This window comes from Apibacter muscae, from assembly GCF_007845595.1.
In the GTDB taxonomy this organism is placed as follows: Bacteria; Bacteroidota; Bacteroidia; order Flavobacteriales; family Weeksellaceae; genus Apibacter; species Apibacter muscae.
In genome coordinates this window covers 76,588-91,106 of record NZ_SELI01000018.1, presented here as the reverse complement: position 1 = coordinate 91,106, position 14,519 = coordinate 76,588, and the positions used below count along the sequence as shown (strand labels likewise).

Sequence of the window (14,519 nt, the reverse complement as noted above, 5' to 3'; positions counted from 1 at the left end):
CCTTATTATTTAGCTTTATTAAACATTAATTGAATATAATGCTTTAATCGTATTAAATTAAATTCTTTCCAACTGATTGGATTAATTCCCTGTTTTTTTAACATTACATACATAGTTATTGTAATATATAACTCTACTAATAGCCAATTCCATGCTGTGCCTATATAGCCTAACCATTTTATCATTACTACATTTAAAACTAGTCCAAGTAAAGCTCCAGAACTTGTAATACGGAAAAATAATTTATCCATGTTTAAATTCATCATAATTTGTATCCCAAATGAATTACTTATTGCTATCAGTAAAGGTACTAGAGTAAGTACTCTAAATACATGAATAGAAGGTTTAAAATCTTTCCCATATAAAATGTTAATCCCAATGCCAGCAAATAAATACATAATAACCCCTGAAATACTTGTTAAAATTATCACCCATGGAAATATTTTTTGAGTGGTTTGCAAACCTTCTTCTTTACTTTTTCCAAAAGCCTTTCCTATATATGGGTAAAAGGCTTGTGCCAAGGGTATATTTATAACACCTATTGATATTAATATTAATTTTTGTGCAGCGGTGTAATAACCTACCGATTCTTCACTCTGCATTATTCCTAATACAACAATATTCGTTGCTGTATATAAATTTATAACAACTGTTGAAAAGAAAATTGTCTTTTCTCTATTTAGTAAATTAAAGATCTTTTTTAAAGATATCCTTCTAAGAATTATATTGTATTTTCTTATTCCCCAATAATACGAAATCCATCCAACTAAAATTGCTACTAAGCTTGTAATCAAAGGCATACATATATAATCTTGTTTTTGCCTTACTAATAATAATACAAAAATGGTAAATAACAATTTAGACAGGAAATTCAACACGGCTACTTTTGAAAGATCTTGCATTGCTTGAAAAAACCAATTCTGAGATAATAAAGACGCTATGCATGTTAAAAAAGTAAATACAGCGACTTTCTTTTCTAAATAAAGTGGTTCAAAAAATAGTACGCAGGGTATGAATAATACAATTGATATTAAAAATAAAAATATTTTCGCATATAATACTTCACTAAAGACTAAATCTCTTAGTTCTTTATTATTAGGATCTTTAGCTACCCTTCTGGTTGCTGTTAAATTGAACCCATAATCAATCAATAAGGTAAAATACCCAATAAAAGTAGCTGCATAGTTTACAACTCCAAACTTATCTGGACCAATTATTCTAGAAATTATGGGAATTGATATTAATGGTAGAATAAGATTTGCTACCTGCACTACACCTAATGATGCAATATTTTTAAAAAGTCCATGTTTATTCATGAATCCTTTTTATAGGTCTAGCTATTATTAATAGATAATAGGGTACAAATATTACAATTAGATATATTATTATTGTATTAAATATATTCTGCTTTTCAAAAATAGAATCATATGCAAAAAGAAATATATTACTTAGTATAAGATAAAAAAATGTATTTTGTCCTAATAATATGGCAAAATTAGATAAATTCTTCATATTATAATTATTATTCTTGACAATCCATTGGTCAAGACAAATAGATATCACATAATATATATAAACAAAAAACATTGCTCCTACTAACCATTCAAATCTAGGAGGAAATCTAGTTGGTGAAACCCCTTTATTATAGAAATAAGCTATATAAATAGCTGTTCCAAAGATTAGGAAAATTATAATAAAAATATTCTGTTTTATTTTTTTACTTTTTGAAAAATATACTCCTAATAAAAAATATGGAAAATAAAGTAAAATTGGAAATAATGAATATTTTGTAGATCCTAAATATAAACCTAATCTAGGACCTATTTTATCATAGGGGATAATATAGGATAAAGAAAATAACAAAATTGAAAATAGGATTATATAGTTGACATTTAATTTAGATATTTTTCTAATCCAAGGAAAAAATATTAAAATAATTAACATCAAGCCAAAATAAGCTAATATGAATTCAGAAAGTCCTGGTATATCTTTCAGAGTTAAAATATTAACTACATCAGTATTTTTTATACCTGGATGAATAAAAAATCTATAAGAAAATGCTGAAATATAATATCCTATAAGCATTTTAATCGCACTATTGAAGATTTTTTTTCTTACTTGCTGTAAATTAGATGCGTTAAAATATATAATATTGCATAAAAAACCAAAACAAAAAAAATATCCTGAAAATGTAATTAAGTGTAAAAATTCAGCTATAAAAGCTATATATTTAGTTCCTTTAAAATCATCTATTAAATATACGTCTTTATTATAAACAAATGCTAAAACATGCCCAAATAACATTCCTAGCAACAAAAAGCACTTCATATAGCTAATATAATTTATATTTTTCATAAAGTATAAATTAAAAATAATTCCTTAAACTCTCTTTCCAATTGGGGATTGAAACACCAAAAGTCGTCTTAATCTTAGTTTTATCTAATAAACTATACTTAGGTCTTTTAGCAGGAGTTTTATATTCATCTGTAGAAACTGGCAGAATACTAATTTGAGAATTGCTTATTTTTTTTATTTCTTCCGCAAACTGAAACCAACTACATTCTCCTTCGTTAGAATAATGATAAATCCCATAGGCTTCTATATCATTTTGTATGATGGTAAGAATAGTTTCAGCTAAATCTAGCGCATTGGTAGGGGAACCTATTTGATCGTTAACTACACTTATTTCTTTTTTTTGATCAAATAAATTCAACATTGTTTTCACAAAATTGTGACCATACGGAGAATATAACCAAGCAGTTCTTAAAATATAATGCTTGGAATTATATTTTTGAGCCATCTTTTCACCTTCCAATTTAGTTAACCCATAAATACCTAAAGGATTAACTGGGTCATCTTCTTTTCTTGGAGTTGATTCATCTCCCGAGAAAACATAATCTGTTGAAATTTGTATCAATGTAGCTTTTTGAGACGCACTCGCTTGTGCCAAATATTTTACCGCATGGGTATTAAGATTTTCAGCTATTTCTTTATTCTCTTCTGCTTTATCTACCGCTGTATATGCTGCACAATTGATTATATAATCAAACTTATTGGAATAGAAATATGTTTTCACAAACATTTCATCCATTATATCTAGTTCTTGAATATCGGTAAAAACAAAAGCACAATCTGTTAGAGGTTTTTCCTTTATTTTTTGTCTTAAAGACATTCCTAATTGACCATCTCCTCCGGTAACCAATATTCTTTTCATAAATTCTTATTCGTTAATTGATTAAAAGAAATAGAAGTTCTATCTTTATCAGAAAGAATCTCTTTCCCTTTTTCAATACCCCAATTAATATTTAAAGTTTCATCTAGGGGATTGATACCAAATTCACTTTCTTTATTGTAAAAACCTTCACATTTATAAGCAAATATAACTGTTTCAGATAGCACAGAAAATCCATGCAAAAATCCTTTAGGAATAAACAGTTGTTTTTTATTTTCTGAAGATAGTTCAACGGCAATATGCTGACCGTAAGTTTCTGAATTTTCACGTACATCTACAGCTACATCTAAAACTTTCCCCTCTAACACATATACTAGTTTCGCTTGTGCGAACGGTGGAAGTTGCTGATGCAATCCTCTAATCACTCCAAAACTTGATTTAGAGAGGTTGTCTTGAACAAATTCTGGTTTATATCCGATTTGTTCTTGAAAAGATTTTAAATTGTATGTTTCCATAAAAAAACCTCTAGAGTCTTCATAAACCTTAGGTTCAATAATAAAACAACCTTTTAATTCAGTTTCAACTACTTTCATTTATATTGTTTGAATTTCTTTGTTTTGATTATGAAATGTACTTACTCTATTTTCGAAAGAATCTTCAAGTATATTTACCTTTAAATCTTCAAATAGATTTATAATATTGTGGGGTTGTTCTTCAGATTTTCTGGTTTTTAGATTAAAATAGATTAATGTTAACCATAACACAGCATGAATCATTTTTTTTTCTTTGTCATACATTAAAATTTCCACTGTATTTGTTTTGTCTGAATACTTAATGATTTTACTCGTTATCTTTATCTGCTGGTTAAATTTAACCTCCTTGATATAAGCAATTTGATTTTGTAAAACCACCCATAAACAACCTGTTTTTTTAGACTGTTCATAATTATCTATTTGATAATTTTCTAAACAGTGATCTTCTCTTGCATTAAGCATATAATCAAAATAACGTATATTTGATAAATGCCCAATAGGATCACAATCCATAAATCTAATTTTATGAATGGATTCAGGTTCTTTCACCAACATATTTGTAAAATTTATACAAAGGTAATTGTTTTTATTGAATTGAATTTTATATTCTAAAGGTTTGCATTGGTAATTTAATAGTTTACTAGTGTTTTAATCAATCATGGATAGCTGAATTCTTTTTCTATCTATATCTACTTCAATTATTTTCACTTCCACTGTTTGATTAAGATGAACCACCGTATTAATGTCTGTAACAAATTCCTTGGCAACTTTAGAGATATGGACCAACCCACTTTCTTTAATTCCTATATCTACAAAACATCCAAAATTTGTTATATTATTGATTATACCCGGTACTTTCATACCTATTTTTAGATCATCTATGGTTTTTAATGTTGAGTCAAAAGTGAAAATTTGTGATTTTTTTCGGGGATCTAATCCTGGCTTTTCTAATTCTTTGATAATATCTTTTAAAGTTGGTAACCCTACTTCTGAAGTTATATATTTATCTAATTTTATTTTTTTTATTTCTTCTGAATTGCAAACTAAATTCTCTACTTTCAGACCTAAATCTTTAGCCATTTGTTCTACAATAGGATAACTTTCGGGATGCACGGCTGAGTTATCTAAAGGATTTTTTGCATTTGGTATTCTTAAAAAAGCAGAAGATTGTTGAAACGCCTTGTCTCCTAAACGAGGGATTTTTTTTAATTCTTCTCTTTGAGTAAACAATCCTTTTTCAGTTCTATATTTTATGATATTTTCAGCTAACTTTTCACCTATTCCGGATACATAGGATAGTAACGATTTACTAGCAGTGTTTAAGTTTACTCCTACATTGTTTACGCAAGACATAACAACTATATCTAACTCATTTTTTAACAATGTTTGATCTACGTCATGTTGATATTGTCCTACACCTATAGATTTAGGATCAATTTTAACAAGCTCTGCCAATGGATCTGACAATCTTCTTCCTATAGACACAGCACCTCGAACCGTTACATCATAATTGGGGAATTCCTCTCTCGCTAATTTGGATGCGGAATAGACTGAAGCTCCGGCTTCATTTACCACAAATACTTTTAAAGGACGATCAAAAGCTATGGATTGAATTAAACGTTCGGTTTCTCTGGATGCTGTTCCATTTCCAATAGATATTGCATCAATTTTATAAGCATTAATGAGTGACTTAATTTTTTTTATTGATTCTTTCGTTTCTCTTTGTGGGGCATGTGGATAAACAGTATCGTTATGTAAAAGTTCTCCTTGTTCACTTAAACAAACGATCTTACATCCGGATTTGTATCCGGGGTCTATAGCTAAAATTCTTTTTTCACCTAATGGTGGTTGTAACAAAAGTTGTTGCAAATTGGCTGAGAAAACTTGTATTGAAACCTTATCTGCTTGCAATTTTGCATCTTGCATAATTTCATTGCTTAGCGCTGGTTCTAACAATCGTGAAAATGAATCCTTAATGGCTAAGTTAATTTGTTTCTTTATTTCTTTTTGGCTGGTTTTTAGAATATTTCTCTCAATAATTTCTATTGCTTGCTCTTTATCAACTTTTATCTTAACTCTTAAAAAACCTTCATTTTCTCCTCTCATCATCGCTAATATACGGTGGGAGGGAGATCTCTTTAATGGTTCTGAAAATTCAAAATAATTTAGATATTTCTTTGCTTCTTCTTCGTTTTCTTTATTTTTAACAATTGCAGATTCAATTATTGCCGTTTGTTTAAAAAGTTTTCTTAAGTATGCACGAATCTTTTCATTTTCGTTCATCCATTCTGCCATAATATCTCTTGCCCCTTGCAATACTTTCTCTACATCGTTAAGCTCTTTATTTATATATTTATTGGCTAAAGTTTCTAAATCTGTTATAGGATTTTGCTTCATTAAAATCTTCGCTAAAGGCTCTAGACCTTGCTCTTTAGCTACTGAGGCTCTTGTTTTTCTTTTCTTTTTATAAGGAAGATAATAATCCTCTAAAAGGGTTAAATCGTAACAGTTTACAATTTTATCATTTAGTTCTTGGCTTAAAGCTCCTTGTTCATCAATATTCTTTAAGATACTTTCTTTCCTCTTTTGTATATCTTCAAATTCTGTTTTTAACTTAGCAATTTTCTGGATCTGAATTTCATCTAAATTCCCAGTCATTTCCTTTCTATATCTTGAAATAAAAGGAATGGTAGCCTCCTCATCAAGTAATTTTAATGTATTTTCAATTGCTTTTGTGGGCAGTTCTATTTTTTTCTGTATGAAGGAAATTTTATTCATTTGAGTTATAAATTATATAGATATATAATAAAAAAAAAGAGCTTACTTAAAGTAAGTAGCTCTTTTTTAATTAAACGTTCAACTTATTTTAAGCTAATAAATTTTTGACAGTTTGAGAAATTAGTTTTCCTTCTGCTTTACCTTGTAATTTTTTGGAGGCTACTCCCATAACTTTGCCTAGATCTTTGATATCTTTTGCTCCTACTTCTTCAATAATTGATCGAATTTCATTTTCTAATTCTTCTGGCGTTAATTGCTTAGGCAAAAATTGCTCTATAACTTTTGCTTGAGCTATCTCATTATCTGCCAGTTCTTGTCTATTATTGGCTACGAATTGTTCGTAGGCTTCCTTTCTTTGCTTCACTAATCTTTGTAGTAGGAGTACTTCTTGCTCCTCGGTTACTTCTCCGTCCCCTCCTCCTGTTTTTAAAAGTAATAGTTGTGACTTTATAGCTCTTAATGATTCTAATGCAACTTTATCTTTTTCTTTCATGGCTGCTTTCATTGCATCCATAATTTTAGTTTCTAAACTCATATTTTTTATTTAATCTACATTATCATGAAAAAAATTGTTTGGACGAATCTTTATTTCATTTGAGCTTTTATTAAAATAAATCTCTGATTCATCTTCTGATTCTATTCTATTATCTAAATTAATTCCTTGTCTCAGATAGGCCGGAACTCGTTCAACCTCATCTACATTTTGCTTATTTAATCCTTGAAACTTACTGTTTAATTTTTTTAATCTTGCTCTTCTTTCTTGAATTTTCTTGTCCATTAATTCCGCTAAGGAATTATCTTCATTTTCATTAGTATTTGTTTCAACTAAGGAAGATATTCCTTCGTTCGTGTTTTCTACTTTTTGAGCAAAATTTTCGACTTCGTCTAACGTAAATATGGTTGACTGATTACCTAATGAATTATTGGTTTTAGTTTCCTGTACGTTTGTTTGCTCTTTGTTTACAGGCTTAATCTGGTTTAAATCTGCTCCCGATTTACTTTCATCTCTACTTATTATCCTAATATTACTATCTGTAGAGTAAGTAGGTGCAATTATTTCTGGTTTATTGGATATTCCAAAAGATGTTAGTTCCTCTTCCTCCTCTAATGTGATAATTTTTTGTACAAACGAATCATTGTTTGTATTCAATGCTTCATTTTCGTAAACATAAGATTTTAGTCTAGGTTCTTCATCGGTTTTTTCTTGTTGGATTTTTATATCATTTTTTTTTGATATATTAAATACTCTATCTTGTAAACCATCATCCGTTAGCGTATGTATTATTCTTTCTTTTTCTTTTCCACTATTTCTTTCATCATCTACAGGAAATCCTGTAGCTATAACTGTAACACTAATATTATCTCCTAAATTTTCATCTTCACCAATCCCCATAATAATATTGGTATTATTTCCTGCTTCTGATTGAATATGATCATTTATGATTCCTATCTCATCTACAGTTATCTCATCTTCTCCTGAAACAATTAATAGTAATACATTTTTCGCTCCTGTTATTTTATTATCATTTAATAATGGAGAATCTAAGGCAGTCATAATTGCTTCTTGAGCTTTGTTAGGCCCTGATGCAATGGCTGAACCCATAATTGCTGTTCCACTATTAGCTAGAACAGTTTTTGCGTCCCTTAAATCAATATTTATAGAATAGTTTTTGGTAATAACTTCTGCTATTCCTTTAGCAGCAGTACTTAATACTTCATTCGATTTAGAAAAACCTGATCTATAACCTAAATTCCCATATAGTTCTCTCAATTTATCATTTTTTACTACAATTAGGGAATCTACTGATTTTCGTATTTTTTCTAATCCTTTTTCGGCTTGCTCTAATCTACTTTTTCCTTCAAAAGAAAATGGTATAGTAACTATTCCTACAGTCAAAATACCCATTTCTTTAGCAATACCTGCAATAATGGGTGCGGCCCCCGTACCGGTTCCTCCTCCCATTCCTGCTGTTACAAATACCATTTTGGTTTGTTCTCCTAAGGCATTCTTGATATCGTCTACACTTTCTAGAGCGGCTTGTTCACCCACTTCTGGGTTTGCTCCTGCTCCTAATCCTTCGGTAATGGTTGTACCCAATTGAATTTTATTCGGGATAGGATTATTTATCAGCGCTTGAGCATCTGTGTTACATATAATAAAATCTACTCCTGTAATTCCTTGGTCATACATATATCCTACGGCATTATTTCCTCCTCCACCAACTCCAATTACTTTAATAGCAGAAGGTCTGTTTTTTGGTAATTCAAAAAATAATTTTTTGCTATCGTTATTCTCCATTTGATTCTTTTATTTATTCAGTATCGTTAATATATTTTATAAATTTCTCTTGAAAGGTTGAAAATATGGACTTCTTTTTTTCTTTTTTCTTTTCTTCTTTTTGAGAAATTTCTTTTATTTTTTTCTCTGTTTCTACACTTTCCTTTTTTGTTTCAACTTTAGGTTGAGTTTCTTTTTCTTGGGTAGAATTAAATTTATTTTTATAATTTTCTAAATTGTTTAAACCTGTCATTAAAAGACCTATTGCCGTTGCATATTCCGGGCTCGCTAATTCTTTAGGCTGACCACTGGCTAAATGCTCGTTACAATAACCTATACGTACATCCATGCCTGTTGTATATTCCGTTAATTGTCTTAGATGTTTCAATTTAGAACCTCCTCCAGTCATTACTATTCCTGCTATTAACTTTTTCTTTTGTTCCTCACATCCATAATTCCTAAGTTCTAAATATGATAAAGAAATAATTTCTTCAACCCTTGCATGGATAATTTGAGAAAGTTTTTTTACTGTAATTTCCTTAGGCTCTCTCCCATGGAGTCCTGGAATGCTAATTACTTCAATTTCTTTATTTTCAGATGGCCAGGCAGATCCATACTTAACTTTAAGTATTTCTGCTTGACGTTCAATGATTGAACAACCGGTTTTAATGTCATCTGTTATTACATTCCCTCCAAAGGGTATAACGGCTGTATGCCTTATTATATTATCTTTAAAAACAGCTATATCTGTAGTTCCTCCTCCAACATCTATTAATGCAACTCCTGCCTCTTTTTCTTCTTGACTTAATACGGCATCTGAGGAGGCTAAGGGCTCTAATGTGATCCCAATTAAATTAAGTCCGGCTTCCTTTACGCATCTTGCAATATTTCTCATTAATGATATCTGCCCTACTACAACATGAAAATTTGCTTCTAAACGACTTCCATGAAACCCTCTTGGTTCAATTATTTCTGATTGAGAATCAACTTTGTATTCTTGTGGTAATACATGAATAATTTCCTCCCCCGGCAACATTACCAATTTATGCACTTGATCTTTTAATTTATCAATATCTACATCGTCAATTACATCTTCAAAATTTGAACGTGATATATAATCACTGTGTTGTAAACTTCTTATATGTTGACCCGCAATACCTACCGTTACATCTGTGATCTTATAATTAGCTGCCTTTTCAGCTTCGCTTACTGCTTTTTTTATTGATTCAATGGTTTGAGTTATGTTATTAACAACTCCACGATGAACGCCTAGACTTTTAGATCTTCCCATTCCTAAAATCTCTAGTTTTCCATGCTCATTCTTTTGCCCAACAATAGCTACAATTTTTGTTGTACCTATATCTAAACCTACTGCAATTTTATTCGTATCCATACTCATCTTTTTGTTGCAACAATTTGATTATCATACATTAAACTTATTTTTTTATAGGTACTAAACCCTACGTAATCTAAATATTTTGTATAGAATTCCTTTAAATTGGTTAACTTTTGTTTATTATTTTCAATTTTTCCGTATTCAATGTAGCAATCTGGAACATTAAGGATTAAATGATACAAATCTTTTTTCACCTTTTCAATTCCTACAATGTGATTTTTCAATAAATTGTCCTTACAAATAACCTGAACTAAATTAGCAATCCCTTCATATTCATCTTCTTGTATTTCTCCATTAACTAATAAACAAGGTAAAGAAAAATTTTTAGATAACGGAAAGCTATTTCCGTAATTATCCAAATAAAATTCATCCTTATTTGTCTTAATTCTAGCAATTGGTTGTTTTTGAACCACATGAATATTTATTTCACCATTTAAATCTATGTACACATTATTTTTCAATATAAATGGATTGGCATTTAAACTTTCTTCTGTTTTTATGGTATTTATATCTTTAATCTTATTTGCTTGAATTCCATTATGTGAGGATTGATCAACTATTTGTTCAACCATATCCTTAGTTATAAATTGAATTCGATCTGAATTATCAATTTGGATATTAATCTCATTAATATCTCTATTATCGTGTCTTTTTATTGCAAAATTCATTAAAAAAAACAGCGAGAGGATTAAAAACAATATTTTTATTAATCTATATTTCAGCTTCATTTAACCATTGTAATAAGGGTTGATAAAGTATATCTATATTTCCAGCTCCTACAGTTAACAGTATATCAAAATCTTTTTCTTTGATTATATCTAATGCCTTATCAAGTGTGCTAACTTGCTTTTTATTTAATTGTATTTTTTCATTTAACCACTCAGAACTTACACCTTCAATAGGCAATTCTCTTGCAGGATATATATCTAATAGTAATAATTGATCTGTATGTTCCAAGCTTTTAGCAAAATCATTGGCAAAATCTCTTGTTCTTGTAAATAGATGGGGCTGAAATACTGTAAGTAAATTCTTCCCTGGATATAGGGATCTAATAGTCTCTATAGTTGCATTTAATTCCGATGGATGGTGTGCATAATCATCTATATAAATTTTACCATTTTTAAATGTATGATGGGTAAATCTTCTAGCTACTCCTTTGAATTCTGCTAAAGCTTTTCTTAACACACTTGGTGAAATACCCATTTTCAAGCCTATTCCTAAAGCTGCTATCGCATTTTCTATGTTATGTTTTCCTGGTATGGGTAGAATTAACCCTTCAATATTCAAATCAGGGGTTACCAGATCAAATGTAAATGTATGGTTCTCTATCTGTATATTTTCTGCATAATAATCTGCTTTTTCTGTTGCTGAATACGTAAAATGCTTTACATTTATGGGTAATCCTTTTTTTACTAACAAGAAACCTTCTTCTGGAATCAATTTCGCAAATTCATTAAAAGTATCTACTAAATGACTGGAATCATTATAGATGTCTAAGTGATCTGCATCCGTAGAGGTTATCGCAGCCATATTAGGAGACAATGCTAAAAAGGAACGATCGTATTCATCTGCTTCTACTACTGATATTTGATTACCGTTAAATATAAAATTTGTTTTGTAGTTGGCGGATATTCCTCCTAAAAAAGCGGTTGCTTTTAGATTAGCATATTTACACAAATGTCCTAACAGTGTACTTGTTGTTGTCTTTCCATGAGTTCCAGCAATTGCTAAACATTGTGTAAAACGAGTAATTTCTCCTAAAACTTTGGATCGTTTTAAAATAGTATAACCTTCTTCTATAAAATAATTCTTAATTTTTAAATGATTAGGTATAGCTGGTGTGTAAATGATTAATGTTTCTTCCTTATTAATATTTTCAGGTAACAATTCAGGATTATCATCATATATAATTGAAATATTCTCTTCTTCTAACTTTATGGTTAATTGAGTCTGTGTCTGATCATAGCCCCATACTTTAGCTCCTGAAAAGTTAAAGTATCTTGCAAGTGCGCTCATTCCTATACCTCCTATTCCAAGAAAATAAAAATTTTTATATGTATGAATATCTTTCATTATTAAAAATCTAAATTTATTTCTGTTAGTATTTGATCTACTATTTCTTCCGTTGCATTAGGCTTTGCCAATTTTCTAATATTTAAACTTAAGCTTTCTCTTAATTCCTGATTATTAATTAAATTTTCAATTTTTGGTAATAACTCCTGTGAGACATCTCTATCATTGACTTTTATAGCAGCTTCTTTTTTAACCAATTGTTCAGCATTTTTAGTTTGATGATCGTCTGCTGCAAATGGAAATGGAATTAATATGGTTGGCTTTCCTGCTAAACACAATTCTGAAATTGCTATAGCTCCTGCTCTGGATACAATTATATCTGCCGCAGCATAGGCAATTTCCATTTCTTTAATAAATTCTGTACAATGTATTTCTTTATTGTTAAAATTATTTTCTATATCTAGAGATGAAAAATCAGACTTACCTACCTGCCATAAAATCTGTGCACCTAAATTTATTACTTCGTTTGCCTTTTGTTTCCAAAAATTATTTATAGTTCTGGAGCCTAGAGAACCTCCAATTGAAAGTATCGTTAACTTTTCAGTATTCAATCCTAATTTTTCTTTGGCTTCCTTTTGTGAAATTTTATTTGTAAAAAGAGATTTTCTTACGGGATTACCTGTTAAACAAATTCTATTATTAGGGAAAAATTTATCCATACCCTCATAAGCTACAAAAATCCTTTTGGATTTAGCTGCCAACTTTTTATTTGTTATTCCTGCAAATGAATTCTGCTCTTGTAAAAAAATAGGAACTCCAGCATTTACAGCTGTAAATAAAGCTGGTCCCGAAGCGAATCCTCCTGTTCCAATAGCTGCATCCGGTTTAAATGTTCGTATGATTTTCTTTGCTTTTATTAAGCTTGAGATGAGTTTAATAGGAAAAGAAAGATTAGCTAACAGGGAAGATCGGGATAATCCTGAGATCCATAAACCTTCAATTTTATAACCTGCTTGTGGAACTTTTTCCATCTCCATTTTGTCTTGTGCTCCTATAAATAAGAATTCTGCATGAGGAATTCTACGCTTAATTTCGTCTGCAATAGCTATAGCGGGAAAAATATGTCCGCCAGTTCCTCCTCCACTTATTAAAAACTTAGGCGATTTCATAATTTTCTTTTTCTAGTTTACTGTTATTTTGATTCTCTTTATTAGGAATACCTCTACTTACACTTATTATAATTCCTAAAGCCATATACGTAACCCACATGGACGTTCCTCCATAGCTTAGTATGGGTAACGGTTGTCCCGTTACGGGAATTAAATTAACTGCTACTGCCATATTTGCAAAAGCTTGAAATATTACGGGTAAGCCTACTCCTACTACAAGTAAAGACCCAAAGGTATTTTCAATTCTTGTTGCTATTACTATAATTCTCCAGAGTATTAATATATATAGAAAAAAACATATAAAAACTCCTGCATACCCATATTCTTCAACGATAATGGCAAATATAAAATCTGAGGAGGATTGTGGTAATGTTTGTTTTAATGCGCTTTTCCCTGGACCTCTTGGGTTCATTCCTCCTTGTACTATGGCGGCTTTTGCTTGTTGTACTTGATAGCTTTCTTCATGTTCTTCTCCTAAGAAATTATCAACTCTACTTATCCAAGTGTGTACTCGATTGCTTGTAAAAGCATCTGGAAATTTCATTACTATAAAAATAAATAAGGTTATCGTAATTATTCCTATTCCTAATATTGATCCTATAATCTTTATGGGATAACCGCCTATAAATAATAGTGCTAGAGCCATAAAAAATATAATAAGCCCGGTGGAACCATTTGCTGGAAAAATTAATCCCACTATTAAAAATATAGGTAATAATATTGATACAAAGCTATTGTTAAATGTTATGAAAGAATTTCTGTTTCTATCTAAATATCTTGCTATATAAACGTTAAGCACTAAAGAGGCAAACGTGGATGTTTGAAAGGAAAAAGGCACTCCTGGCAATTTCAACCATCGAGAAGCATTGGCGCCTTCAATGTTATTACTCTGCATTAATGTTAACACCAATAAAAATATTACTATTGGAAGTAGTAATTTTGAAAATCCTCCAAAATATTTATAATCAAATTTTTGAAATATAAATACTATCCCTATTCCTACAATAATAAATCCTGCATGTTTGGCAAAGTGTTCCAATACGGATCCTTGTCCAACTACATATTGTAAGTTTGAGCTTGCTGAATAAACTGGAAGAAACGAGGTAAGCGATATAAGTATTATCGCTGCCCACAACGTTGAATCTCCTTTAAAATATTGTTTCAGTCTCAGCATTCTATG

Annotated in this window: 13 protein-coding genes; all 13 read right to left on the bottom strand. The window is 30.0% G+C overall.

Features of this window, described 5'->3' with window-relative positions:
* Nucleotides 1–5: 5 nt before the first annotated feature.
* The 13 genes from ETU10_RS05780 to ETU10_RS05720 all read right to left on the bottom strand — a co-directional run bounded on the left by ETU10_RS05780 (nucleotide 6) and on the right by ETU10_RS05720 (nucleotide 14,513).
* The gene (locus ETU10_RS05780; RefSeq protein WP_146310583.1) at nucleotides 6–1,316 is read right to left on the bottom strand and encodes a flippase; all 1,311 of its coding nucleotides are present in this window, start codon (nucleotides 1,314–1,316) and stop codon (nucleotides 6–8) included.
* Nucleotides 1,309–2,355, bottom strand: a complete 1,047-nt coding sequence (locus ETU10_RS05775; protein ID WP_146310581.1) for an acyltransferase family protein — start codon at nucleotides 2,353–2,355, stop codon at nucleotides 1,309–1,311. The genes ETU10_RS05780 and ETU10_RS05775 overlap by 8 nt, the downstream gene beginning before the upstream one ends.
* 10 nt (nucleotides 2,356–2,365) lie before the next feature.
* Nucleotides 2,366–3,214 (bottom strand): dTDP-4-dehydrorhamnose reductase, encoded by an 849-nt coding sequence (gene rfbD / locus ETU10_RS05770; protein ID WP_146310579.1) that lies wholly within the window; start codon nucleotides 3,212–3,214, stop codon nucleotides 2,366–2,368.
* Nucleotides 3,211–3,765: a dTDP-4-dehydrorhamnose 3,5-epimerase gene (gene rfbC, locus ETU10_RS05765; RefSeq protein ID WP_146310577.1), complete on the bottom strand. Its 555-nt coding sequence runs from the start codon at nucleotides 3,763–3,765 to the stop codon at nucleotides 3,211–3,213. The genes rfbD and rfbC overlap by 4 nt, the downstream gene beginning before the upstream one ends.
* Complete coding sequence (locus ETU10_RS05760; RefSeq protein ID WP_146310576.1) at nucleotides 3,766–4,260, bottom strand: acyl-CoA thioesterase; 495 nt, start codon at nucleotides 4,258–4,260, stop codon at nucleotides 3,766–3,768.
* Nucleotides 4,261–4,353: 93 nt separating this feature from the next.
* Nucleotides 4,354–6,483, bottom strand: a complete 2,130-nt coding sequence (locus ETU10_RS05755; RefSeq protein WP_146310574.1) for a Tex family protein — start codon at nucleotides 6,481–6,483, stop codon at nucleotides 4,354–4,356.
* 88 nt (nucleotides 6,484–6,571) lie between these two features.
* Nucleotides 6,572–7,018 (bottom strand): GatB/YqeY domain-containing protein, encoded by a 447-nt coding sequence (locus ETU10_RS05750; RefSeq protein WP_146310572.1) that lies wholly within the window; start codon nucleotides 7,016–7,018, stop codon nucleotides 6,572–6,574.
* A 9-nt stretch (nucleotides 7,019–7,027) separates the two neighbouring features.
* Complete coding sequence (ftsZ, locus tag ETU10_RS05745) at nucleotides 7,028–8,782, bottom strand: cell division protein FtsZ (protein WP_146310570.1); 1,755 nt, start codon at nucleotides 8,780–8,782, stop codon at nucleotides 7,028–7,030.
* A gap of 13 nt (nucleotides 8,783–8,795) precedes the next feature.
* On the bottom strand, nucleotides 8,796–10,154 hold the full coding sequence (ftsA, locus tag ETU10_RS05740; protein ID WP_146310832.1) for a cell division protein FtsA: 1,359 nt from the start codon (nucleotides 10,152–10,154) through the stop codon (nucleotides 8,796–8,798).
* A gap of 2 nt (nucleotides 10,155–10,156) precedes the next feature.
* A complete protein-coding gene (locus tag ETU10_RS05735; RefSeq protein ID WP_146310568.1) occupies nucleotides 10,157–10,825 on the bottom strand; it encodes a cell division protein FtsQ/DivIB in 669 nt (222 codons plus the stop codon).
* A gap of 43 nt (nucleotides 10,826–10,868) precedes the next feature.
* The gene (murC, locus tag ETU10_RS05730; RefSeq protein ID WP_146310566.1) at nucleotides 10,869–12,230 is read right to left on the bottom strand and encodes a UDP-N-acetylmuramate--L-alanine ligase; all 1,362 of its coding nucleotides are present in this window, start codon (nucleotides 12,228–12,230) and stop codon (nucleotides 10,869–10,871) included.
* 2 nt (nucleotides 12,231–12,232) lie between these two features.
* The gene (murG, locus tag ETU10_RS05725; protein ID WP_146261866.1) at nucleotides 12,233–13,339 is read right to left on the bottom strand and encodes an undecaprenyldiphospho-muramoylpentapeptide beta-N-acetylglucosaminyltransferase; all 1,107 of its coding nucleotides are present in this window, start codon (nucleotides 13,337–13,339) and stop codon (nucleotides 12,233–12,235) included.
* Nucleotides 13,326–14,513, bottom strand: a complete 1,188-nt coding sequence (locus ETU10_RS05720; RefSeq protein WP_146261867.1) for an FtsW/RodA/SpoVE family cell cycle protein — start codon at nucleotides 14,511–14,513, stop codon at nucleotides 13,326–13,328. The genes murG and ETU10_RS05720 overlap by 14 nt, the downstream gene beginning before the upstream one ends.
* Nucleotides 14,514–14,519 lie beyond the last annotated feature (6 nt).

What these genes read in the sequence shown, in the direction of transcription:
- ETU10_RS05720 (WP_146261867.1), bottom strand. Translation starts at nt 14,513, where the DNA reads ATGCTGAGACTGAAACAATATTTTAAAGGAGATTCAACGTTGTGGGCA.
- murG (WP_146261866.1), bottom strand. Translation starts at nt 13,339, where the DNA reads ATGAAATCGCCTAAGTTTTTAATAAGTGGAGGAGGAACTGGCGGACAT.
- ETU10_RS05760 (WP_146310576.1), bottom strand. Translation starts at nt 4,260, where the DNA reads ATGTTGGTGAAAGAACCTGAATCCATTCATAAAATTAGATTTATGGAT.
- ftsA (WP_146310832.1), bottom strand. Translation starts at nt 10,154, where the DNA reads ATGGATACGAATAAAATTGCAGTAGGTTTAGATATAGGTACAACAAAA.
- ftsZ (WP_146310570.1), bottom strand. Translation starts at nt 8,782, where the DNA reads ATGGAGAATAACGATAGCAAAAAATTATTTTTTGAATTACCAAAAAAC.
- rfbD (WP_146310579.1), bottom strand. Translation starts at nt 3,214, where the DNA reads ATGAAAAGAATATTGGTTACCGGAGGAGATGGTCAATTAGGAATGTCT.
- ETU10_RS05775 (WP_146310581.1), bottom strand. Translation starts at nt 2,355, where the DNA reads ATGAAAAATATAAATTATATTAGCTATATGAAGTGCTTTTTGTTGCTA.
- ETU10_RS05755 (WP_146310574.1), bottom strand. Translation starts at nt 6,483, where the DNA reads ATGAATAAAATTTCCTTCATACAGAAAAAAATAGAACTGCCCACAAAA.
- murC (WP_146310566.1), bottom strand. Translation starts at nt 12,230, where the DNA reads ATGAAAGATATTCATACATATAAAAATTTTTATTTTCTTGGAATAGGA.
- ETU10_RS05780 (WP_146310583.1), bottom strand. Translation starts at nt 1,316, where the DNA reads ATGAATAAACATGGACTTTTTAAAAATATTGCATCATTAGGTGTAGTG.
- rfbC (WP_146310577.1), bottom strand. Translation starts at nt 3,765, where the DNA reads ATGAAAGTAGTTGAAACTGAATTAAAAGGTTGTTTTATTATTGAACCT.
- ETU10_RS05735 (WP_146310568.1), bottom strand. Translation starts at nt 10,825, where the DNA reads ATGAATTTTGCAATAAAAAGACACGATAATAGAGATATTAATGAGATT.
- ETU10_RS05750 (WP_146310572.1), bottom strand. Translation starts at nt 7,018, where the DNA reads ATGAGTTTAGAAACTAAAATTATGGATGCAATGAAAGCAGCCATGAAA.